Source organism: Arthrobacter sp. 01L42 (assembly GCF_056400005.1).
The window spans coordinates 19,668-42,068 of the sequence record NZ_JBFTSL010000029.1 but is presented as its reverse complement, the minus strand read 5'-3'; the positions used below and the strand labels follow the sequence as shown (position 1 = coordinate 42,068).

Here is a 22,401-nt window from a genome sequence, read left to right as displayed (position 1 = left end):
GGGTCCTCCTGTTTGGGGTGCTCAAAACCGCTGCTTCAGAAGAACAAGGTCTTGCAACCTTGCGTACTGCCTGAACTACGAACTGCATAAACACAACAACAGGATCAACTGTACAGGACGTTTGGAGTGTGGATTACCACACCTCCATCTGGAACGGTCAGCGAGGGCCGAGCGCATCCGCACGGGCCTGCGCCTGCCCCGCCGCTTCCGGATCTCCCAGCCGGTCATAGATCCTGGCCAATATGGTCCAGGGCTCCGCCGAGGCCGGCGCACGTTCCGCCGAGGCGGCGAGGTCGGCCAGACTGTCCTGGACGTTGCCGAGGCCGAAGTTGGCGACGCCACGTTGGAGATAGGCAGCGGAGTCGAAGGGGGAACGCCGAATCATCTCGTCCAACGTGTCTTTGCCTTGTTGGAGCTTCCCAATGTTGATAAAGCCGATGGCGAGGGCCAGGCCCGCCTCGGATGAGCCGGGCGTGCGGTCCAGCGCGATGCGGGCCCATTCGACGGCATGGTTCGCGGCGATGGAGTCCCCGTCGGCGGCCGGCCCGGTGAAGGCCTGGGCCGCCAGCAGCGCGGTATCCGAGTCCCAGGGCCGCAGCCCGTAGGCGCGCTGGAACTGGCTCTCCGCCGTCGTCAGGTCTCCGGCCGCGACGGCGGCTACACCCTCGGCCATCGGCCATTCGGCGATCGCCGCCGGCACTGCGATGCCCAGCCCCAGGGCCACGAGCAGCCCCGTAGCCACCGCACCGGCCGGGAAGGTCTTCCAGGTCCGGACCTCGGAAGCTGATTTCGCGGGAGCCGCCTTGGCGCGAGGCCGGACCTGCTGCACGGCAGCCCGCGACGTCGACACCAATCCCCCGCAGATGAAGGCCGCCACGGGCGTGGTGGCCGGCGAGGTGAATGCGGTGAGGAGCATCAGACCGTAAGCGGCCACGGCAGCGAGGGCGCCGGTCAGGTTGTCGCGGTCAACTCCCGGTGCCGCGGTGCGGATGCTTTCACTAGCGCTGCGCAGAGTGAGGAAGGCCAGCACCGCCGCCGCCAGCAGCAGCGGAAGTCCGCCCACGGCGGCGGCCTGCAGAAGCCAGGAGTGCGGCGAGTCCGGCGGGAATGTGCCGCCCACCCGGACGGCCCACTCCAGGGTGTGGAAGCCCGTGATGGCATCGACAAAACCGTTCGGGCCGACGCCGGTCCAGGGATGCTCGGCGATCAGCTTCAGGCTCTCGTCCCACAGCAGCCAGCGGCCGTTGACCGTGTCGGCGCTGAAGAGCCGCTCCCGCGCCACGGGAATGGCGACTGCGGCAACGCCAAGCAACACGAGCGAGGCACCGCCAGCCGCCGCGACGCGCGCGCGGCCGGGGGTCCGGATTGCGGCCGCTACCAACACAAGCACGACGGCGGCCAGGCCCAGGATCGCTGCACGGGAACCGGACAGGACCGTGGTCAGGGCCGCCGCTGCAAGGCCGATGCGGGCCGGCCAGTCCCGGCCGCGCAGTGCCGGCAGTGCCAGCACTGCGGCCGCCAGAACTCCGATGATTCCCTGGTCCGTCGCGTTGCCCAGGGTGGCCCCGGGGCGCAGATCCGCGGACCCGCCCAGGGGCCGCAAGCCTGCGGCCTCGAAAGCACTAATAAAGCTCACAATCACCACCGCCGGGGTGAGCGCGGTGCGGAACATGGCCCAATTCCTGGCTCTGCCCGGCCCGCCGAGGACCTTGGCACCCAAGGCAAAGACGGCGACGTAGAGCGCGATGACCAGTGCGCCCTCAAACCGTGGCCAGCGTCCCAGGAAGCTGGCAAGGGGGCTGGCGGAGAAAGCCGTAGAAATGGCCAGCACAATGGCGGCGGCCCACAGTGCCCGCCGGATGCCTTGGGGCAGCCGGCCTCCGGCCTGGGCAAGGGCTCCGATTCCGACGACGGCCAGGAGCCAGACCACCTTCATCCAGGTGAACCGGAACAGCCCGCCCGGCTGGAAGACCAGGACCGAGCAGGCCACCAGCCACACACAGGCACGGGGAGCGAAGACCCGTGCCCTTTCCAACGTTTGGATTGGGAAGGGCACGGGTCTCCTTGTGATTTTGCTTTGCAGGGCTGGTGATGCGCTCTGGTGCGGCGGCCTGCCGCGCCTGGGGGGTCCTAGACGGCGGTCACGATTTTCGTGGCCGCGCTGGTCTTGGCCGCCGTCGTGTAGCCAGGTTTGGAGCCGGTTACCGTGACCGTGATCGTCTTGCCCACGTCACCGGAGGCCAGGACATATGTCGCGGCCGTCGCCCCGGAGATGTTCACCCCGGAACGCTTCCATTGGTAGGCCAGGGTGACCGGCGCCGGACCCCACGTGCCGGGAACCGCCGTCAGCTTCTGCCCGCTCACAGTAGTGCCCGTGACCGTCGGGACCGGCGAAGCCGTCAACGCCACGGGTGCCGTGACGGTCTTCGTGGCCGCACTGGTCTTGGCCGCAGTCGTGTAGCCGGGCTTGGACCCGGTCACTGTAACGGTGATTGTCTTGCCGACATCACCGGAGGTCAGGAGGTACGTCGCCGCGGTCGCCCCGGCGATGTTCACCCCTGCGCGTTTCCACTGGTACGCCAGGGTGACCGGTGCCGGACCCCACGTGCCGGGAACCGCCGTCAGCTTCTGCCCGGTCACAGTAGTGCCCGTGACCGTCGGAACCGGCGAGGCCGTCAGCGCCACGGGTGCCGTGACGGCCTTGGTCGCCGCACTGGTCTTGGCCGCCGTCGTGTAGCCGGCCTTGGACCCGGTCACTGTGACGGTGATTGTCTTGCCGACATCACTGGACGTCAGGGCGTACGTCGCGGCCGTCGCCCCGGCGATGTTCACCCCTGCGCGTTTCCACTGGTACGCCAGGGTGACCGGCGCCGGGCCCCACGTGCCAGGAACCGCCGTCAACTTCTCCCCGGACACCGCAAGGCCGGTGATCGTCGGAACCGGGACAGCCGTCAATGCCACCGGCGGGGTGCCGAAGGACAGCGTGCCCATGTTGGTGGACTTGCCCACAATGACCGCCACGGCCGCAGCGCTGGCCTCGGTGGCGACGTTTCCTGAATAGATCTTCGACCCGTCAGCACCGGAGTGCGCGACGACGAAGTACTTTCCGGTACTGAGTCCCGTGATATTGAACTTTCCGCTGGCGTCGGTGGTCCCACTACGCGTGACGAGACTTCCATCGCGGGTGTAGGCCTGTACTCCGGCGGTGGGCAGAGGTTTGCCCGCCTTGTCCGTTAGCGTCCCGGCGATGGAGCCGCCCGTGACCAGGGTGGCGTTGATGTTCGATACCGACGCGCTTGCGCCGACGGTCACGGTCTGGGCTGCACCTGCCCCTGCGGATTCGGGCTTGTTGTTGTAGAACTGCGCCTCCGCGACGGAGGAGCCGCTGGCACGGTTGAATGCCACTTTGTAGGATCCCGCCGCGAGACCGCCAATGCTGTAGGTTCCGGCAGCGTCTGCGTAGCCGTCCTTGACCACAGCCCCCGCGGAGTTCAGGACGCTGACGGGGGTGCCCGTGGTGCCTCCGCCGGTGATCTTGCCGCTGACGGTGGAGCCCTTGACCAGGGCCGGGTTGATGCCGGTCAGGTCCTGCCCGGCCGCCACCGTCAGGGTTCGGGCCGCGTCGAACGAGGCAGCCTTGTCGAACCACTGGTCGGCCGCGCCCGTGTTCCAACCGGAAATGAAGAACTTGTAGGATCCGGCAGCCAAGCCCGTTACCTTGTAGCTGCCGTCCGGATTCACATAGCCCTGCGCGACCGTCGCCTTGGATGAGCCGGCGGCGTAGACCTTCACGGTTGTCATCGCGACGGGGACGCCGGGATAGACAACCTTCGTGAGCTCCACACCGGCGGGAGCGGTGATTTTCCCGCTGATGGTCGCTGCCTTGACCAAAGTGGCATTGATGCCGGCCAGGTCCTGCCCGGCAGCCACGGTCACCGCAGTGGCTGTGTCAAAGGAGGACGCGTTCTTGTACCACTGGTCGACGGCTCCGCCGGAGCCAGCTCTGAAGGCCACCTTGTAGGATCCCGCCGGAAGGCCGATGATCTTGTACGTGCCGTCCGGCGCCACCGTGCCGGAATACCTTCTCTGCTGGTCTGGCGAGGCTGCCGGTGCGGCCGGAGAGGCCGTGACGGACATCCCGGAAGGGCTGACGCCTGCCGGGGCGGTGACCTTTCCGTTGATCGTGGCGCCCTTGAGCAAGCTGACGTTCACGCCGGTGAGGTCCTGGCCGTTCGTTACGGTGACGGGGCGGGCCGTGTACGGCGAGTCTGCGTTCTGGTACCACTGTTCAACTGCGCCGGTGTTCCAGCCGGAGAACTGGAGTCGATAGGATCCCGAGGGAAGGCCGATGATCTTGTAACTGCCGTCTGGCGCCACATTGATGTACTGGCCCACTGGTGTCATGGAGGACGCCAACCAGGTTGAGACCTGGACGCTGGAAACGGTGACGCCGGCCGGGGCGGTGACTTTTCCGCTGATCGTGGCGCCCTTGACCAAGGTGGCGTTAACCCCGGTGAGGTCCTGGCTGGTGGCTACCGTGACGGCCGTGGCCGTCTCGAAGGAGGCGGCATTTTTGTACCACTGATCGAGGGCGCCGGTGTTCCAGCCGGAGAACTGGAGCTTGTATGAGCCCGCTGACAGGCCCGTGATTTTGTAGCTGCCGTCCGCTGCGATGCTGGCGCCTTGAGTCCCTTGGCCGCCCTGTGTCGTTGCAGGCGAGGCGCTGACGTAGGCGTTCGACAGATCGACGCCGGCCGGTGCGGTGACTTTTCCGCTGATTGTGGCAGCCTTCACCAACGTGCTGTTGATGCCGGCGAGGTCTTGGCCGGCGGTGATGGTCACAGCAGTGGCAGCGTCAAAGGACGTGGCGTTCTTGTACCACTGGTCCGCAGCGCCGGTGTTCCAGCCGGAGAACTCCACTTTGTAGGATCCTGCCGGCAGGCCGGTGATCGTGTAGCTGCCGTCCGGCGCCACAGTGGAAGATTCGCCCACCTGGCGTTGTTGGGCGGCGGCAGAGGCACTGACTGAAACGTTGGAGAGGGTGACACCTGCCGGCGCAGTGATTTTTCCCCTGATCGACGCGGCCCTGACCAGGGTGGCGTTGATGCCGGCGAGGGTCTGTCCGGTGGTGACGGTCACGGCCGTGGCAGTGTCAAAGGAGCTGGCGTTTTTGTACCACTGGTCCAGGGCGCCAGTGTTCCAGCCCGTGAACTGGAGCTTGTATGATCCCGCCGTCAGGCCGGTGATCTTGTAGCTGCCGTCCGCTCCCACGCTGGACTGACCCGCCTCGCGCCGCGAGTCAGCCGATGAGGCAACCACAGACAGGTTCGGTGAACTGACGCCGGCAGGAATTGTGACCTTTCCGCTGATCGCGGCGCCTTTTACCAGCGTGGTGTTGATGCCGGTGAGGGCCTGTCCGGCGGTGACGGTCACGGGAGTGGCAGTTTCAAAGGAGTCGGCGTTTTTGTACCACTGATCCTGGGCACCGGTATTCCAGCCGGAGAATTGGAGCTTGTAGGACCCCGCCGGCATGCCCGTGATTTTGTAGGTGCCCTCCTGGGACACGCTGACGAACTGACTCCACTGGCCTTCGAATTCCGCCGATGAGGCGTAAACATATACGCCGGCGATTTCAACTCCGGCGGGAGCCGTCACGGTCCCCTGAATGGAAGCCGTCGACGTATCGGCTGCGGTGGCCGGGACCGAACCCAGCATCATAAGTATCGCCAGCACTGCACTGATAAAGGCAGGCAGGCGGAATGTACTCGTCATTGCGAGCATGTATTTCCCCCAAGTTCATGCGTCAGCGAATGCTGAGCAACCAAAGTCTGCTGAGCCAGACTTTGCAAATAGTAACCCGCCATGTGAGTTTTGACTATCTGTTACTAGGCCAGGCACTCCGAACTAGGCACAGCTGCAAATTGTCGGAATTTACTGCGTCCGCATTTGCCGTGAAAAAAGCCGTCCCATGGAACCCGTATAACGGACCAGGAGGTCGCTGTTCCTGGGCTATGCCTCAATCATGCCCGCCGAAAGCTGGCTCGCAACATTTATGCCGACCGCCTGTCCCATGCCCGGCCGCGGGCATATCCTGCAGGAAGACCAGCCCGCGACCGTCAGTACCGGAGGAAGACCCATGGAAATGCCGAAAGCGTCCGACGCCGACAAGGAACACTTCCGCTCGGTGCTGCCGGACCATCCCAAGGTGGTGGTCAAGCCGATGTTCGGGAACTTGGGCGCCTTCGTGCACGGCAACATGTTCGCCGGCCTGTTCGGCCCCACCATCGGCGTGAAGCTGGCCGAGGCGGACAAGGAGATGCTCGAAAGCACCGAGCGGACCGTCCCGTTCGGGCCGGCCGAGCGTCCGATAGGCGGCTACACCGGATTGCCGGAGATCTGGAACGCCGAGGGCGACGGCGACGAGGCGCGGGCCAAAGCCTGGGTGAAGAAAGCATTCGAGCACGTGGCCGGACTGCCGCCCAAGGAGCCGAAGGTTTCTAAGCCCCGGCCCAAAAGGGTGGAAAACTAGGGCAGGACAACACTCACCAGTTCTGACCGGCTGCCGGTCTCCAGGTCCTCGGTAAGGGCCAGCGCACCGATCTGCGGGCAGTGATACTTATACTCCCGGGAGTTCTTTTCCAGCGGCGTCCAGTCGTAGACCTTGACGCAGTCGGTGTACGTGCCTGACTTGGTGGAGACTGTCTCGCCGGTAGCTACGGTGTCCCGCATGTCTTCCGCATTACCAACGTAGAACTCCTGCCTGTAGGAATCGCCGACGCGCTGCTCGGCCTTCATCCAGATGCCGGCTTTTGCGCCGTCTTTTCCATGCAAAAAGCTGCCGGAGTGGTTCACCAACATTCCATTCGAGTAGTTGTCCACGTCCTCGCCGAAGTACCACACGTCGCCGTTTTTGTGTTGCGCCAGATAATCGCGGGTTTCCTCCACGAGCTGCCCGTTCTTGTACTCCTTGTCCAGATAGACCACCGTCTCAACACCGTCTATGGTCCTCGTCTCCGGCAAGATTTCGATCTCGATCCTCTCGGTGACTCTTCCTTGCTCGGTAGTCTCGTAAGTCAGTTTCTTGCCGACAGGGAGCGCGAAGTATTTGTTGGTGATTTCGGTGGTGAAATCTGCTGGGTTGATCTGCGGGTTGTACTCCGCGGCCCCGTTCCTTTTTGTGTTGTCGAAGGCAAATAATGTCACCCCGCCAACAACCAGCAACAGAACGATCACACCAAAGAAGATTTTGGTTCGTCGATTCATGACCGTTCCCCCTCCTTCTGAGTAGAAATTCCTGTAGGGGGTCAGAGCACCGTTGCTGGTCCATGGCCATAGAAAAAAGCTAGCGCAGTCCGCACTGAACCAGAACACCCTCGGCGAAACGCCCCGCTTGAAGAGGCACCGCCTCCCCGTAACGCCAGCGAAGGTACGATCTGTCTCAGCGAGCGGGACGCCGCCCGTCTTCATTTGCCGGAGTCTTTATGGGGGAGACCAAATGATTGAATTGAAACGCATCTACTGGACGCGCCAATTACTTCGGTTCGCCATGGCCGCGTTGACGGTGTGGATCTTCGCCGGAGCCATCCTGTCGCTCGTGACGCGTTCCGGGAACGCAACTGCGGTACGACCAACCACGACCGTCACAGCCATCTTTACAGGGATGTTCGACGGCGTGCTGGCGGCCGTCGCGCTTCCAGGCGTACTCGCCGTCGTCCTGACCATTAGCGCGTCGGTAATCCGGGCGAGGGACGTGAAGCGCCGCGATCCGGTCCGGCGCTTCAGCCGCCAGCAGCGCCGCGAAGGCATGTCGCGGGCAGAGGGCCAGTGCGAGATGGAGGCCGGTTTCCGCCGCCGGTGTTCCCGTCCTGCGGAACACGGTGACCATTTCTACCCGTGGTCCAAGGGCGGATCCACCAGCCTGCGGAACTTCGTCGCCGCGTGCAGCAGGTGCAACCGCGCGAAAGGCGCCCACATCCCGTCGCCAGGCCAGCAGGAAAGACTGGAACGACGACGGCGGACGTACGTAACGCTTGAGGATGCGGTCGCCGTCGGGGAACGGCAGCCGCTTGTCTAGCGACATCCTGCCTCTTCCTCCATCTGCAAGCGCACGTGGCGGGTCATGAGGACTCTTCCTCCGCAGAAAATGTCCGCGGCGCCCTTTAGAGTGAATGTAGGACGTGAGGCGGGCAACACCACGAGGACCGGATGGACTACTACGCAATCAACGCCCTGCGCGAAAGCCATGCAGGCTGGTCCCTGCTGCGCGCCCAGAACGCGCCTCTCGCCATCTCGTTTTTCATGGCCGCCTTCACCGGCCCCAATCAGCGGAACCTAGGCCGCCAGCAGCTCATCGACAGCCTGGACGATGTGCTATTCGACTTGCGGGATGCCTACGGCGAGGACAAGTTTCCGCGCCAGGCCTCGGAGTACCTAGACGACTGGGCCGCCCCCGAAAGGGCCTGGTTGCGGAAGTACTACATCCAGGGCCAGGACGAGCCCCGCTACGATCTCACCGCGGCCGCGGAAGACGTGGTCCGCTGGGTGGAGGGCCTGCGCGGACGCGACTTCGTGGCCACCCAGTCCCGGCTCACCAGCATCTTTGCCGTCCTGGAGCGGCTGGTCCAGCAGTCGGAGACCGATCCCGAAGTGCGGCTCGCCGAACTGCAGCGGCAGCGCGACGGGATCGACGCCGAGACGCAGCGGATCCGGGACGGCAACATACGCGTCATGACGGGCCCGGAAGCACTGGACCATTTCCAGCAGCTGACCTCCCTGGCCAAGGACCTCCTCTCGGATTTCCGCGAGGTCGAACAGAACTTCCGGAAGCTGGACCGCCAGGTCCGCGAGCAGATCGCCACCTGGGACGGCACCCAGGGCGAGCTCCTGGAATCGATCTTCGCCAACCAGCAGGACATCAGCAGCTCCCTGCAGGGGCGTACTTTCCAAGGCTTCTGGGACTACCTCATGTCCCCGGAATCCCGAAGAAAACTACAGGAACTCCTCCAGCGCGCCACCCAGATCGAGGCCCTCGCCCACGCGGACAACCTCCACGCCGTGGTGAACCTGCACCAGGACTGGCTGCCCGCCGTCGAACAGACCCAGGGCACCGTCCGCCAGCTGTCTCAGCAGATGCGCCGGTTGCTCGACGACAAGGTGTTCCTTGAGAACAAGCGCATCATGCAGCTCATCCGGAGCATCGAGTCCGGCGCCCTCGCCACGCGGGAGCAGCCGCCGTCGGGAGACTTCATGACCATTTCGGCCCCGTCAGTGGACATTACGCTGCCTTTCGAACGGCCGCTGTATGAGCCGAGCCGGCGGGTGATGGTGGACGACGACGTCCTCACGGCCGACGACGCGGACGTAGACGCCGGCGCCCTGTTCAGCCAGTTCCACGTGGACAAGGAACGGCTCAAGGCCAACATCGACGCAGTCCTCGCCGAGGCGGAACAGACCACCCTCGCGGAGGTCACCGCCGCCTACCCCGTCTCGCAGGGCCTGGCGGAAATTGTGACCTACTACCAGCTGGCCACAGAGTCGGACTGGGCGAGCATCACACCGGACGCCCTGCAGCAGGTTTCGTGGCGGGCCTCGGACGGCAGCATCCGCGAAGCGACCATCGAGCAGATCATCTTCGGAAGGCCAGCATGAACCCGGCGTCGAATTCCCCAAGCACTGCGGAAACGGAAAGCCGGACGCCCGAGGAACTTCCCGGTGTGGTCACCCGGCTTTTCAAGGGCGTCCTCTACGCCGAAGGGGACGAGAAGCTCTGGCAGTCGCTGCTGGGCCTGTCCTCCCAGGTCCGTGACTATGTTTCCGTGCTGGGTCTGGACCTGATCCTGGACGAATCCGAGGGCTACGCGTTCCTGAAGTCTCACGAGGACCCCGATAGTAATCTCCCCCGGCTGATTCCGCGGCGGCAGCTGACCTTCAACGTCAGCCTGTTGCTGGCCCTCCTGCGCGGCCGGATGCTGGAGTTCGACACCAACAGCAGCGAGCTTCGGCTCATCATGACCGAGCAGGACATCGCGGAGATGGTCGCCGTCTTCCTGCCCGAATCCAGCAACGAAGCCAGGATCATGGACCGGCTCGCCACCGACATCAAGAAGGTGGTGGACCTCGGTTTTCTGCGGCGGCTGAAGGGCCAGCCGGGTACGTACGAGGTGGTCCGAATCCTCAAGGCGTTCGTGGACGCCCAGTGGCTAGAGGAGTTCGACGCGCGGCTGGCGGACTACCGTGCCACTCTCGCGGGGACGCCGGTTAGCGGGACAAGCGCAGCGGAGGTGGACACCAAGTGACCGCTGACCTGCAGGACACCTTGTTCAGCCTGGAGGAAACGACGGACGACGGCGGCACTCCCCCGGGGTTCCGGCTGCACCGTTTGGAGCTGCTGAACTGGGGCACGTTCCACCAGGGCGTGCGGACGTTCCGGCTGGACGGTGCCAACAGCCTGCTCACGGGTGACATCGGCTCCGGTAAGTCGACCGTGGTCGATGCCATCACCACCCTGCTGCTGCCCGCGAACCGGATCGAGTACAACAAAGCGGCCGGCGCGCAGAAGAAGGAGCGCTCGCTGACGTCGTATGTGCGCGGCTTCCACAAGAGCACGCGCAGCACCGGCGGCGAGTACTCCAAACCGGTGGCGCTGCGTGGGACCGGCGCCCTGACCGTGGTGCTCGCCGTCTTCCACAACGCCGTGCTGGACAAGTCGGTCACCCTGGCCATCACGCTGTGGGCCACCCAGGAGGCAGGCACGCCGAGCCGCTTCTACTCGTTGGCTGAGGCGAACCAGTCCATCGCGGCGGACTTCTCAAACTTCGGGCAGGACCCTGTCCTGCTGAAAAGGAAGCTCCGCGCCGCTGGTGCCGCCGTCCATGACACCTTTGAGCACTACGCCGCGGCCTTCAAGCGGCAGTTCGGGATCAGCGGCAACCAGGCCATGGAACTGTTCCACCGCACGGTGTCCATGAAGCAGGTGGAGAACATCACCTCCTTCGTGCGGACCAACATGCTGGAGGAAGACAACGTCGGCGAGCGCATCGGCAACCTCATCCACCACTTCGACGACCTGAAGATGGCCCACGACGCGGTACTCCGGGCCAAGGACCAGATAACCCTCCTGACGCCGATCAGGGAGGGCGCCGCCCAGCACGCGAATCTGAGCCATGAGTATGACCAGGCCAGCGAACAGCGCCGCCAGCTGCATCCCTGGTTCACGGACCGAAAGCTGCAGCTGAGCCTGGAACACCAGTCGGAGCTGGAACGAACCGGAGAACGGCTCCAGGATGACAGCACAAAACAGCGTACCGAGATCACCGGGAAGCGGCACGAGGTTTCCGCCATCCAGGAGGACATCCGCACCAACGGCGGCGGCCGGCTGGCGGCCATCGACGCTGACGTTGCACGGCTGACTGACCAGTCCCGGACCCAGCGGCAGCGCTTCGAAACCTACGGTGCAGCAGCGAAGGATCTCGGACTCCGGCCCCCGGAAGACCGGGTGCTGTTCGACGCGAACCGGGCCCGGCTCGCTGAGGTCGAAGCGCAGCTCGGCGCCCAATCCGATGAGCTCCAGGACGGCCGCACCCGGTGGGCCATCACCCGCACCGAACAAACGGCCGAGCTGGCCGAGATCGGCGCCGAACTGCGCAGCCTCCAATCCCGTCCCAACCTGCTGCCGCTCCCCCAGCTGGAGCTCCGCCGTCGGCTGTGCGATGGAACCGGAATCACAGAAGCGGCGCTGCCGTACGCCGGCGAACTGCTGCGGGTCCGCGACGGCGAGGGCGCATGGGAGGGCGCCGCGGAACGGACCCTGCACAGTTTCGCGCTGTCCCTGCTGGTCCCGGTCGAACACTATGCAGCGGTGAGCAGCTGGGTGGATGCGAACAACCTGCGCGGCAGGCTGGTCTACCTGAGGATCGGGGAATCCCCCGCCGCGCGGGCTGCCGAAGCGGGCACGCTGGCCGCGAAGATCGCCATAAAACCGGGCACGCCGTTCCGCAACTTCCTGCTGGATGAACTCGCCACCCGGTTCGACCATGTCTGCTGCGACACCTTCGAGGACTTCCGCCGCTACCCGAAGGCGCTGACGGTCAACGGCCAGCTCAAGGGCGTCCGCGGCAGGCACGAAAAGGACGACCGGCGGGAGCTGACGGACCGGCGCAACTATGTGCTCGGCTGGGACAACCACGACAAGATCAGCCGCTTCCTCGCCGAGCAGGACGAGGTCAAGGGCCAGCTCGGTGTCACGGAGACCCAGCTGAAAAAGGTCAACGCGTCCCTGGGCGATCTGGGCAGGCGGAACCAGCAGCTGGGCACGGTACGCTCCGTGGCCGACTTCGGCGAGATCAGCTGGCAGCTCACGGCCCGGCGGATCGAAGAGCTCAAGGCCGAGAAGCTCGAACTGGAGACCGCCAGCGACGTACTGAAGCAGCTCACGGCCAAGGAATCCGCGGTGACCGCCGAGCTGGAGCGGCTCGAGGAAAAGGCCGGCAAGCTGCGTGAACGGCTGGGCGCCAACGAGAAGGACGGCAGGGACATAGCGGAGGCGATCGAGGAATGCCGCGGCATTCTCGCGGAGACCCCGTTGACGGACGACGGCGGGGTGCTGGCCGCCGTCGAACAGCTCACCACCGCGGCGCTCGGCGACAAGACCCTGACGTACAAGAACACCGGCACGGCGGAGAGCTCTGTCCGTTCCGGGCTGACGGACACGATTGATGCACTGTCCAAGCGCATTGCCCGGGCCGCGGAAAGCACAGTCCGGCTGATGGCCGACTTCCGCAACAAGTACCCCAACGAGACCACGGACATCGACGCCGCTCTCGAGGCCGCCCCGGACTACACCCGGCTGCTGGAGCAGCTGGTCAGCAATGACCTCCCCCGGTTCGAGGCCCATTTCAAGGACTCGCTGAACCAGAACACCATCCACGAAGTGGTGGCGTTCAACGCCTTCCTGGACAGCCGGCGCCAGGACATCGTGACCCGGATCGGCGAGATCAACCATTCGCTGGCCGGGATCGAGTACAACCCGGGCCGGCACATCCAGCTGGAGCACCAGAACACCTCGGACCAGGACGTGCGCGAGTTCATGTCGGGCCTGCGGGCGTGCTCGGAGGGGACCATCGGCGACGAGGACCAGTACTCGGAGCAGAAGTATCTGCAGGTGGAGCGCCTGATCGAGCGCTTCCGCGGGCGGGAAGGCCTGACCACGCTGGATGAGCGGTGGACGGCCAAGGTCACCGACGTGCGGAACTGGTTCACGTTCTCGGCCTCGGAAAAGTGGACCGAGACCGGCGAGGAGTTCGAGCACTTCACCGATTCCGGCGGCAAGTCCGGCGGCCAGAAGGAAAAGCTGGCGTACACGATCCTCGCCGCGGCCCTTGCCTTCCAGTTCGGGCTGGGGTCGGCGGCCGGGGGTACGTCGGCGGCTGCGGCCGGGAAGAAGTCCGCTCGGAGTTTCCGGTTCGTGGTGATCGACGAAGCGTTCGGCCGCGGATCCGACGAGTCTGCGCGCTACGGCCTGCAACTGTTCCAGCGCATGAAGCTGCAGCTGCTGATCGTCACACCGCTGCAGAAGATCCACGTGATCGAGCCGTTCGTCTCGCACGTGGGATTCGTGGCGAACACCAACGGCGACGACTCCCAGCTGCGCAACATGACCATCCAGGAATACCGCGATAAACGGGACCGGCGTGCCTAAGCGGCGTCCCGAGGGCCCCGAGCCGAGCTTGCGAGGTTTGGGAAGGGACCTCCCCGCGGAGTCTTGGACTACCTTGGCGGGTCTCCGGGCGCAGTCACTGAAGGCGTGGAACAGCGGTGCCCTGCTGCGGGAGCTGCTGGAACCATCCGGAGCCTACCCGCGCCGCCGTTCGCTGAAACGTCCGACGGCGGCAGCCCTGTTGAGCGATTACGCTGTGGCCCATCGGTGGGCTGCTGAGTTGTTCGCCGGGGCCGGCCCGTACGAGCTGGAAACGGTGGAGGCGGGCCGCCGCACGGTGGGCTCCAACCGGATTCCGGCCGCGGCCGTGTTTGCGACGGTGGGGAACGAGATCGGCTTTGTCGGCAAGTCCCGGGAGGCGGCGCGGTTCCGGGAGCTGTTGGGCAGTCTTGGTGAGCTGGATCCGTTGCTGCTGTGCTGGGCTGGGCGGCGGCCGCTGAAGCTGCTCGAACTGGATTCAGATGCCCTGACGGCGGCGCGGGCGGCGCTGTGGCTGCGGGACAATCCTGCGCCGGGAATTTACGTCCGGCAGCTGGGGCTGCCCGGTGTGCACACGAAATTTATTGAGGGGCACCGGCAGGTCATAGATCAGCTGCTCGCCGCTCTTGCGCCTGGTTCCGATGTTGATGAAGTAGATGCCAATGCCGACGCTTCGTCGGAAGCGGCCATAGAGGCGGCTGAGCCGGAGATTGCCTTGGACGACGGCGCCGGCCGCACTACGGCGGCACGCTTTGCCCGCCGGCACGGGTTCCTGCATCCGCCGGAGCTCGTCCGGTTTCGCCTTCTGGACCCCTCAATGAACGTTCTGAGCGGCGCCCGGGACATCACGGTGACGGCCGAGGCGTTCAGCACGCTGCAGCTGCCGGTGCACACCGTGATCGCGACAGAGAACCAGATCAACTTCCTCGCGCTGCCCGAACGGTCGGGCGCACTGGCCCTCTACGGTGGCGGGTACGGTTTTTCGTCCCTGCGTGATGCGGCCTGGCTCCGGAACTGCGATGTCTTGTATTGGGGCGACATCGATACGCACGGCTTCCGGATCCTGGACCAGCTGCGCGCAGTGCATCCCCACGTGGCCAGCGTGCTGATGGATGAGGCGACATTGCTCGCCCATCGGGATGCATGGGGCAGGGAGCCGTCGCCGTCGAGGGCTCTGATGACCCGGTTGACCGCTGACGAAGCCGCGCTCTACGAAGCGCTAGGCCACGACTCCTACGGATCAGCCGTTCGCCTCGAACAGGAGCTGATCCGCTGGGACTGGGCTCTCGAACGCCTCTATGGCTGAACCAGTCAACGCCCCAGCCCAAGAAAGACGGCAAGGGACTGCTCAACGGCAACCATGGTCTTGGAATCTATTCGGCCTATCCGCTGCCCGAGGTTGGCACGCCGCACTGTCGTGAGTTTGTCCACCATGATCTGGCTGAGTTGCGTCAAGCCGGTGAGCTGTCCGGGGTCAACGGTCAGCCTCAGCAGCGGGGCATCCGTCAGGTGAGTGGTTAGCGGCAGAAGGGTGACTGACTCCGAGGCCGCAAACAGGTCATCCTGGATGACGAGTGCTGGCCTGGGTTTCTGCGCATATGTTCCCCCCGAAACCGTCCACAGCTCACCGCGATTCACTCCGGCCAGTCTTCCGCAACCTGTTCGATGAAATCTTGGTCGTCGCTGGCATGGTCGGAGGCCGCGACCGCCAGCGCTTGCCGCCGGGCCTCGACCTTAAACTCCTCTGTCCGCGCGTCCGGAACCCACATCTGAATCTGTCGGAAGCCTCGCTCTCGCATGGCAGCTCGGTGCCGAGCTACACGATCCCTGACGCTCATAGGTCAATGTTACATGTAACACCGACCGACGGCACCCGGCATGGACAATGTTCAGTCCATCCCGTGCTCCTACGGCTGCCGCCGGCAGTGGACCCCACGCCGTCGTCGGGCACCTGTACGTAGGGACGCTGCAGGCATTATCCTGCCAACAAAACCAGCCCTGCACCCTGGCTACGGGAGAAGAACCATGGAGACCCCGACGGCCGCCCGACGCGCAGTTAGTCAACACCCTGGTGATCGGGGCCGGTCAGGCCGGGCTGGCCACCAGCTACTGGCTCACCCAACACGGCGTCGAACATCAGCTGCTGGAACGGCGGGATGCCCTGGGCGGGGCGTGGCAGGACCGGTGGGACTCGTTCTACCTGAACACGCCCAACTTCTCTTTCATGCTGCCGGTGCTGACGTACGACGGTCCCGAGCCGGATTCCTTTCTCCCCCGCGACGCCGTCATTGACTTCTTCCGCGACTATGCGCAGCGGATCGCCGCGCCGGTGCGGCTGGGCACGGAGGCCACCCGGATCGCCAAGGCGGGCGGCCACTTCAGCGTGGAGACCACCGGCGGCAGCTTCACTGCAGAAAACGTGGTCCTGGCGAACGGCGCCTTCCAGAACCCGCGCATCCCGGCCGCGTCGGCCGGGCTCCCGGGACAGGTGCACCAGCTCCACAGCCACGACTACCGCAACCCGCAGCAGCTGCCGGACGGCGCCGTGCTGGTGGTGGGCACCGGCCAGTCCGGCGGACAGATCACCGAGGACCTGCTGGCCGCCGACCGCGAGGTCCATTTGTCCATGTCCGCGTGCCCGGAGGCGCCCCGCCGGTACCGCGGCCAGGACACCTTCTACTGGATCGTGCAGATCAACCTGCACGGCCCCGCGTACGGCATCAACGGACTCCAGGTGGAGCAGCTCCCCTCCCCCGCCGCCCGCTTCATGTGCAATCCGCTGGTCTCCGGCAACGACGGCGGCCACAGCATCCACTTGCGGGAACTGGGCCGCCGCGGCGTGCGGCTGCACGGCCACTTTGAGGGAACGGACGACGGCGTGCTCGTCTTCAGCGACGACCTCCCCGGACGTCTGGCGATGGTGGAGGCCGGGTTCGGCCAGCGCCTGAAGCCGATGGCGGACGCCTACATCGAGGCGGCGGGCATCGACGCGCCGGCCGCCGAACCACCACAGGACGATTCCTGGCTACCCGCGGAGTCCGGCGCGCGGCTGGACCTGGACGCGGAGAACGTCACGTCCGTCATCTGGGCCACCGGTTACGGCCTGGACTTCAGCTTCCTCGACATCCCGGTGCTGGACGAATGGAACTACCCCCGGCACTCCCGCGGCGTCACCGAGGTTGCCGGGCTGTACGCCGTCGGGCTGCCGTGGCTGACCCGGCACGCCTCTGCCACGCTGGCGCTGGTGGGCGAGGACGCCCGGTACGTGGCCGAGCACATCGCCGGCCGGTGAAGGCGACGTTCCAGAGGGGTGACTACCACGGACTGCTGGGGACCAACGACGACTTGAGTATCTCGGCACCCTGTGGCTATGGGCGTACTTCACCTAAATACCGTCAGCCTCAGCCAAGTGGGGCCGATCCGGGCGAAGCTCCCAGACCAGCTGGCGTCGGACCCGGTGCTCGTGCCGCAAATTGCGTTCCAGCGGGTCTGCGCGATCGTTGTAGCTTCACCTGTAAGATCCGCATAGCCGCGGCTTTTCGCAGGCCATTGCAGCCCTTCGCGGGCCACACTTTTGGGGAAAACTTTCATGCTGGTCTTTCACCGCGCTCGACCCTTGGTCCGCATAATGCCACTAATCTTGGGCGTCCTGGTGGCACTCGTTTTGGCAGGCATCGCCCCGTCCAGTGCGCGGGCCGATACGTCAGTTCCGCCGTCACTTATGAGTTTCACGCGCAAGTCCCCTGCTACGGCGCTCGTCGGTGACACGATTTCTATCGACTGGCGCGTGGCCGACGTCCCGGTGGAGGCAGCAATTTTCGGCTTTGACGATTCCATGGGCAGAAGCCACCAAGTACGTTGGGACAACAACAACCCCGGATTATCGGGAACCGCTACCGCCACGATTGACTCCACCTGGGCCTCCGGCACACTGCGACTGACGACGGCCTCCATCTATAGCGATAACGGCTACGTCGTCTACTACCCGGATGGCACCACCTACAAGAGCCCCTCCGGACTCGCCGCCCCCAAATCAGCGACCCTGAATTTCAGCGCAGCCAACGTCACTGTCGTGAATTCCATTGATACGTCAGTTCCGCCGTCACTTATGAGTTTCACGCGCAAGTCCCCTGCTWCGGCGCTCGTCGGTGACACGATTTCTATCGACTGGCGCGTGGCCGACGTCCCGGTGGAGGCAGCAATTTTCGGCTTTGACGATTCCATGGGCAGAAGCCACCAAGTACGTTGGGACAACAACAACCGCGGATTATCGGGAACCGCTACCGCCACGATTGACTCCACCTGGGCCTCCGGCACACTGCGACTGACGACGGCCTCCATCTATAGCGATAACGGCTACGTCGTCTACTACCCGGACGGCACCACCTACAAGAGCCCCTCCGGACTCGCCGCCCCCAAATCAGCGACCCTGAATTTCAGCGCAGCCAACCTCGGCCTCGGGATCCCGGTTTCCCCGGCGGCTGTTACGTTCCTGGACCAGGAAGGCACCGCCTCTGACACCTACACGATTCCCGCCACGGCTGGAGTTGAATACCTTGTCGGCGGGAAGTCCGTGGCCCCGGGCACGTATCCGGGCACGGGCACTGTCACTGTGACCGCGAAGGCGAAGGCCGACTATATCCTGGCTGCTGGTGCCACAGCATCGTGGGGGGCGACGTTCAAGGGTCTGCTGGTAACAGCCGTCCCAACGATTACAGGTGCAGCCATGGTCGGGACGACACTGACAGCGAACCCGGGCCCATGGGGCCCTGCACCCGTCACACTCGCATTCCAGTGGTATCGCTCCGGAGTGGCCATCGTCGGGGCCACAGCCGCGACATACGTGGCCACTCCAGCCGACGCCGGGGCGACCCTCACAGTCATGGCCACCGGGTCACGACCCGGTTACATGGCTGTCTCCCAAACCTCCGTGCCCACACCGGCAGTGGCCAACGGCTCGTTGGTTACGGCAGTTCCAACAATCGCCGGTACCGTGCGGGTCGGGTCGACGCTCTCCGCAAACGCCGGAGAGTGGTCGCCGAAACCCGCCACGCTCAAGTATCAGTGGTACCGCTCCGGGATACCCATCAGCGGAGCAACTGCGGCGACGCGCATGCTTACTGTCGACGATGCCGGGTCGACACTCACCGTGCAGGTCACCGCGTCAAGGCCGGGCTACATCACCGCCGTTATGAGCTCCGCCCCAACCGCCCCGGTGGCCAAGGCGTCCCTGGTTACGGCCGTTCCCACGATCACGGGGACTGCCAAGGTCGGGTCCTCCCTCACAGCAAACCCCGGAACTTGGTCCCCGGCTCCGGTTACTTTCAAATACCAGTGGTACCGCTCGGGCGTGGCCATCATTGGAGCGACGACAGCGACGCGCCTGCTCGCCTTAAGCGACGCTGGCGCCACCATTACCGTCAAAGTCACCGGAACCAAGTTTGGTTACACCAATGCCTCCGTAACTTCCGCCCCAACTCCGGTGGTGCCCAAATTGCCGCTGGCCACGGCACTTCCGACGATCACGGGCACTGCGAAGGTGGATTCGACCCTGACAGCGCACCCCGGAACCTGGGCTCCGGCCCCGATCGCCCTCGCGTACCAGTGGATAGCGAACGGGACACCAATCCCAGGCGCCCTCGAGAGCACCTACACGGCAGTGGCCGGCGACGCCGGGAAAACCCTGACAGTCACCGTCACCGGCACCAAGCTGGGGTACACCGCGGCGGCCAAGACCTCTGCCGCGACAGCTGCGGTGGCTGCGCTGCCGTCACTGATGGCCCGAGTGCCGACGATTACCGGAAGCGCGAAAGTAGACTCGACCCTCACGGCGCTCACCGAACCCTGGGGACCAGCACCCGTCACATTGAACTACCAGTGGTACGCGGGCGGCGTACTTATCCCCGGAGCCAACCTTTCCACGTACAAGGCCACCGCCGGGTACGTCGGCAAGCCCCTGACTGTCACCGTCACCGGCACCAAGCCGGGTTACACCACTGCGGCCAATCCCTCCTCCGCGACCGCTGCGGTAGCAAAGGGCTCACTGGCTTCCACGACCCCCACAATCACCGGCTATGCCAGGGTCGGATCCACTCTGAAGGTCAACCCGGGCACTTGGGGGCCGGCGCCGGTCACGCTCAAGTACCAGTGGTACCGGTCCGGCGTGGCCATTGTTGGCGCCAACGCAGCCAGTTACATGCCGAATGCGGCTGACCTCACGAAGACACTTACGGTAAAGGTCACAGGATCGAAGACTGGTTATACCAGCCGCTCAAGAACCTCCACCGCCTCGTCAGTGGTGACCATGGGTCTGGTCGGGCCCGCTCCCATCATTTCCGGTGGCTCGGCTTTCTTTTCCACCCTCACCGTGTATCCCGGTGCTTGGTCGCCGAGTCCAGTGACGCTCCGCTACCAGTGGTACCGCGACGGCGTGCCTGTCACGGGGGCCACTGCCGCGACTTTCACACCTGATTTTGACGATCTCTGGTACGAGCGACTCATCACCGCCCGGGTCACCGCGTCCAAAACCGGTTACACCACGGTTAACAAGACCTCGCTCCCTTATCGGACCTGGTGACGCCGGGACGGTATTCCCAGGAAGGCCCAGCTCGCGCCGATCGGCCTGCCTGGGCCCGGGGCGGGAATGCCGCGTATGTCCTGGCGGATTCCTCCAAGCTCGGCCTGCGGCCCTTCCACGCGTGGGCGCGGCTGGCGCTGCCCTGGACCCTGGTGACGGACGACGGCACCGACCCGAATCAGGTGCGTGGCTGACCGGGCACGGCTCGTCCATCGTGGCGGGCGTGGGCCGCGATGCCGAGTGCATTGCGCAGCACATCGCCGGGAACATCGCCGCCCGGTGAAGGCGACGCTCAAGAGGGGTAGCTACCCCGCGCAAGGCCCGTCGAAGTCCACTGGTGCGGCGAGGCCGGCCGAGCTGAACCATTCCCTGGCCCATGCCTGGACCGAGGGCATCGCGAGTTGTTCGGCAACAAGCTCCGGCGGACCGACGAACACGGACTTCCCCTCCTCCAGGAGGTCCCCGGTGCCGCTACCGGCGAGGAACCCGAAGAGGGCAGTCTGGTCGAGGAAGGGAAGCTTCCCGCCGTCGCCATCGGTCAGCACGCCCCAGCGCGAGGTGAACAGCGAAAACTCCTCCGGACGTTCCCCGTGGTCCACCACGAGCGGGCAGGCCTCGCCGTCGAGCTGGATCCGCCGGTAGTTGGGCTCCGTTTCGTCGAGGGCCATCAGTTGAACATCGTCCAGCCAGGAAAGCCAGACCGCTGTGCACTCTCCCAGCAGCGGATACGGGGCGGCGGCGATGTAGCCGGCCTTGCTCACGTGGGCGGAGTGGCCAACGGCGATGTTGTGGAGCTGCCCCCGGACCAGCGGCAGGACCGCGCTGACGGGCTGGTGGTAGTTGGCGAATTTCCGCCGCATCACGTCGGCGCTTGAATTCGAGCCGATGGAGACCACCAGGGAACGGGCTTCCAGCGGTGCCGCGCCGGCTTGCGCGAGGGCTTCATCCAGTCCGGCTGGAAGCTCAAGGGGCCGGAATTCATTGCCGTCCATGACACCCGAGGCCACGGGCGGGTCCCACGGATACAGCAGCGGATCGAGATGGCCGGCGGCGCCGGCCCCGCTCAGTCCCATGGAGTCAGCCGGGTGAAGCCGATCGGCATCGTGCTGGAGGCTAATCAACGTGGCCCGCTTTCATGGCTCGGGACTTCCAGTGTCCCGCACTTTTGGGAGAACCGGGCCTTCGGGGCCTAAGGAATCGGCCGGCCCCGCACCGCCGCTTCGGTGCGAGGCTATTCCTGCAATCGCCGAAGCACATCCGAAATCAGACTGCACGAAGAGTCAACACCTTGATGGGCGGAGGCTTCACGGCAGAGAACGTGGTCCTGGCTGACGGCGCCTCCCGCGCCCGTGCATCCCTCTGTTTCCGCCGGCCACCCAGGGCATATGCAGCAGCTTCACAGCCATGACTAACGCAACCCGCAGGAGCTGTCTGACGGTCCGTGCAGTCCGGTGGCCAGATCACCGGGGACCCGGTCGCAGCCGGCAATGAGGTTCATTTGTTAGTTTCCTCATGTCGGGAGCCGGCCCGCAGGTACCGCGGGCAGGCCACCTTCTACTGGATCGTGCAGATCAACCTGCACGGCCCCGCGTACGGCATCAACGGACTCCGGGTGAGGCAGCTCCCCTATTCCGCCGCTCGCTTCATGTGCAACCCGCTGGTCTCCGGCAACGACGGCGGCCACAGCATCCATCTGCGCGAACTGGGCGCGCGGCGTGGGGCTTCACAGAGCCGCTTTGTAGGGGCGGACAACGCGTGCTCGTTTTCAGCGACGACCTCCCCGGACGTCTGGAGATGGTGGAAGCCGGGTTCGGCCAGCACCTGAAGCCGATGGCGAATGCGCACATCGAGGCGGCGGGGAATGCCGGCCGCAGAACCGCTTCAGGACGATCCCTGGCTTCTCGAAGAGCCCGGCGCGCAGCTGAACCTGGACGCGGAACGTCGCGTCCGTCATCTGAGCCACAGGTTACGGCCTGGACTTCAGCTTCCTGGACATGACGGTGCTGGACGAGTGGAACTACCCCCGTCACTCCCGCGGCGTCACTGAGATCGCCGGACTGTACGCTGTGGGCTGCCGTGGCTGACGGACCCGGCAGCCCCGGCCACGCTGGCGCTGGTGGGCGAGAACACA

The 22,401-nt window shown here is 65.1% G+C and carries 15 protein-coding genes and 1 pseudogene; 10 read left to right on the top strand and 6 right to left on the bottom strand.

The genetic code is table 11. The features are described 5' to 3' along the window. Positions 1 to 157: 157 nt before the first annotated feature. Together AC1DN2_RS20020 and AC1DN2_RS20015 are read right to left on the bottom strand one after the other, a co-directional pair. On the bottom strand, positions 158 to 2,056 hold the full coding sequence (locus AC1DN2_RS20020) for an O-antigen ligase family protein (protein WP_476851684.1): 1,899 nt from the start codon (positions 2,054 to 2,056) through the stop codon (positions 158 to 160). A 74-nt stretch (positions 2,057 to 2,130) separates the two neighbouring features. Next, the gene (locus tag AC1DN2_RS20015; protein ID WP_476851683.1) at positions 2,131 to 5,772 is read right to left on the bottom strand and encodes a carboxypeptidase regulatory-like domain-containing protein; all 3,642 of its coding nucleotides are present in this window, start codon (positions 5,770 to 5,772) and stop codon (positions 2,131 to 2,133) included. Between the two features lie 364 nt (positions 5,773 to 6,136). Between AC1DN2_RS20015 and AC1DN2_RS20010 the strand changes: the two genes are divergently transcribed. Beyond that, positions 6,137 to 6,529, top strand: coding sequence for a TfoX/Sxy family protein (locus AC1DN2_RS20010; protein WP_476851692.1), 393 nt, complete (start codon positions 6,137 to 6,139; stop codon positions 6,527 to 6,529). Here the strand turns inward: AC1DN2_RS20010 and AC1DN2_RS20005 are convergent. After that, complete coding sequence (locus AC1DN2_RS20005) at positions 6,526 to 7,263, bottom strand: hypothetical protein (RefSeq protein WP_476851682.1); 738 nt, start codon at positions 7,261 to 7,263, stop codon at positions 6,526 to 6,528. The genes AC1DN2_RS20010 and AC1DN2_RS20005 overlap by 4 nt on opposite strands. A gap of 232 nt (positions 7,264 to 7,495) precedes the next feature. On the opposite strand from AC1DN2_RS20005, the gene AC1DN2_RS20000 reads away from it, so the two are divergent. The 5 genes from AC1DN2_RS20000 to AC1DN2_RS19980 all read left to right on the top strand — a co-directional run bounded on the left by AC1DN2_RS20000 (position 7,496) and on the right by AC1DN2_RS19980 (position 14,999). After that, on the top strand, positions 7,496 to 8,074 hold the full coding sequence (locus AC1DN2_RS20000) for an HNH endonuclease (RefSeq protein WP_476851681.1): 579 nt from the start codon (positions 7,496 to 7,498) through the stop codon (positions 8,072 to 8,074). Positions 8,075 to 8,205: 131 nt separating this feature from the next. Beyond that, on the top strand, positions 8,206 to 9,648 hold the full coding sequence (locus AC1DN2_RS19995) for a DUF3375 domain-containing protein (protein WP_476851680.1): 1,443 nt from the start codon (positions 8,206 to 8,208) through the stop codon (positions 9,646 to 9,648). 65 nt (positions 9,649 to 9,713) lie between these two features. Beyond that, on the top strand, positions 9,714 to 10,295 hold the full coding sequence (locus AC1DN2_RS19990; protein WP_476851679.1) for a DUF4194 domain-containing protein: 582 nt from the start codon (positions 9,714 to 9,716) through the stop codon (positions 10,293 to 10,295). Further along, positions 10,292 to 13,696 carry an ATP-binding protein gene (locus AC1DN2_RS19985; RefSeq protein ID WP_476851678.1) on the top strand — a complete coding sequence of 1,135 codons (3,405 nt, stop codon included), beginning with the start codon at positions 10,292 to 10,294 and terminating at the stop codon, positions 13,694 to 13,696. The genes AC1DN2_RS19990 and AC1DN2_RS19985 overlap by 4 nt, the downstream gene beginning before the upstream one ends. Positions 13,697 to 13,769: 73 nt before the next feature. Beyond that, a complete protein-coding gene (locus AC1DN2_RS19980) occupies positions 13,770 to 14,999 on the top strand; it encodes a Wadjet anti-phage system protein JetD domain-containing protein (protein WP_476851677.1) in 1,230 nt (409 codons plus the stop codon). Positions 15,000 to 15,004: 5 nt separating this feature from the next. Here the strand turns inward: AC1DN2_RS19980 and AC1DN2_RS19975 are convergent, their stop codons facing one another. Both AC1DN2_RS19975 and AC1DN2_RS19970 read right to left on the bottom strand, forming a co-directional pair. Beyond that, positions 15,005 to 15,331 carry a type II toxin-antitoxin system PemK/MazF family toxin gene (locus AC1DN2_RS19975; RefSeq protein WP_476851676.1) on the bottom strand — a complete coding sequence of 109 codons (327 nt, stop codon included), beginning with the start codon at positions 15,329 to 15,331 and terminating at the stop codon, positions 15,005 to 15,007. Continuing rightward, positions 15,328 to 15,531 (bottom strand): antitoxin MazE family protein, encoded by a 204-nt coding sequence (locus AC1DN2_RS19970; RefSeq protein WP_476851675.1) that lies wholly within the window; start codon positions 15,529 to 15,531, stop codon positions 15,328 to 15,330. Before AC1DN2_RS19970 ends, AC1DN2_RS19975 begins: the two co-directional genes overlap by 4 nt. Before the next feature lie 233 nt (positions 15,532 to 15,764). Between AC1DN2_RS19970 and AC1DN2_RS19965 the strand changes: the two genes are divergently transcribed. From AC1DN2_RS19965 to AC1DN2_RS19955, 3 genes and pseudogenes are all read left to right on the top strand, one after another. Continuing rightward, a complete protein-coding gene (locus AC1DN2_RS19965; RefSeq protein ID WP_476851674.1) occupies positions 15,765 to 16,985 on the top strand; it encodes a flavin-containing monooxygenase in 1,221 nt (406 codons plus the stop codon). Between the two features lie 336 nt (positions 16,986 to 17,321). Next, on the top strand, positions 17,322 to 20,270 hold the full coding sequence (locus tag AC1DN2_RS19960) for a hypothetical protein (protein ID WP_476851673.1): 2,949 nt from the start codon (positions 17,322 to 17,324) through the stop codon (positions 20,268 to 20,270). A gap of 53 nt (positions 20,271 to 20,323) precedes the next feature. Further along, positions 20,324 to 20,464, top strand: a pseudogene (locus AC1DN2_RS19955) (DeoR/GlpR family DNA-binding transcription regulator); the annotation flags it as partial. Between the two features lie 111 nt (positions 20,465 to 20,575). On the opposite strand, the gene AC1DN2_RS19950 reads toward AC1DN2_RS19955, so the two are convergent. Continuing rightward, complete coding sequence (locus AC1DN2_RS19950) at positions 20,576 to 21,343, bottom strand: hypothetical protein (RefSeq protein WP_476851672.1); 768 nt, start codon at positions 21,341 to 21,343, stop codon at positions 20,576 to 20,578. A gap of 368 nt (positions 21,344 to 21,711) precedes the next feature. Here AC1DN2_RS19950 and AC1DN2_RS19945 point away from each other — a divergent pair, with 368 nt between their 5' ends. Beyond that, a complete protein-coding gene (locus AC1DN2_RS19945) occupies positions 21,712 to 22,095 on the top strand; it encodes a hypothetical protein (RefSeq protein ID WP_476851671.1) in 384 nt (127 codons plus the stop codon). Positions 22,096 to 22,401 lie beyond the last annotated feature (306 nt).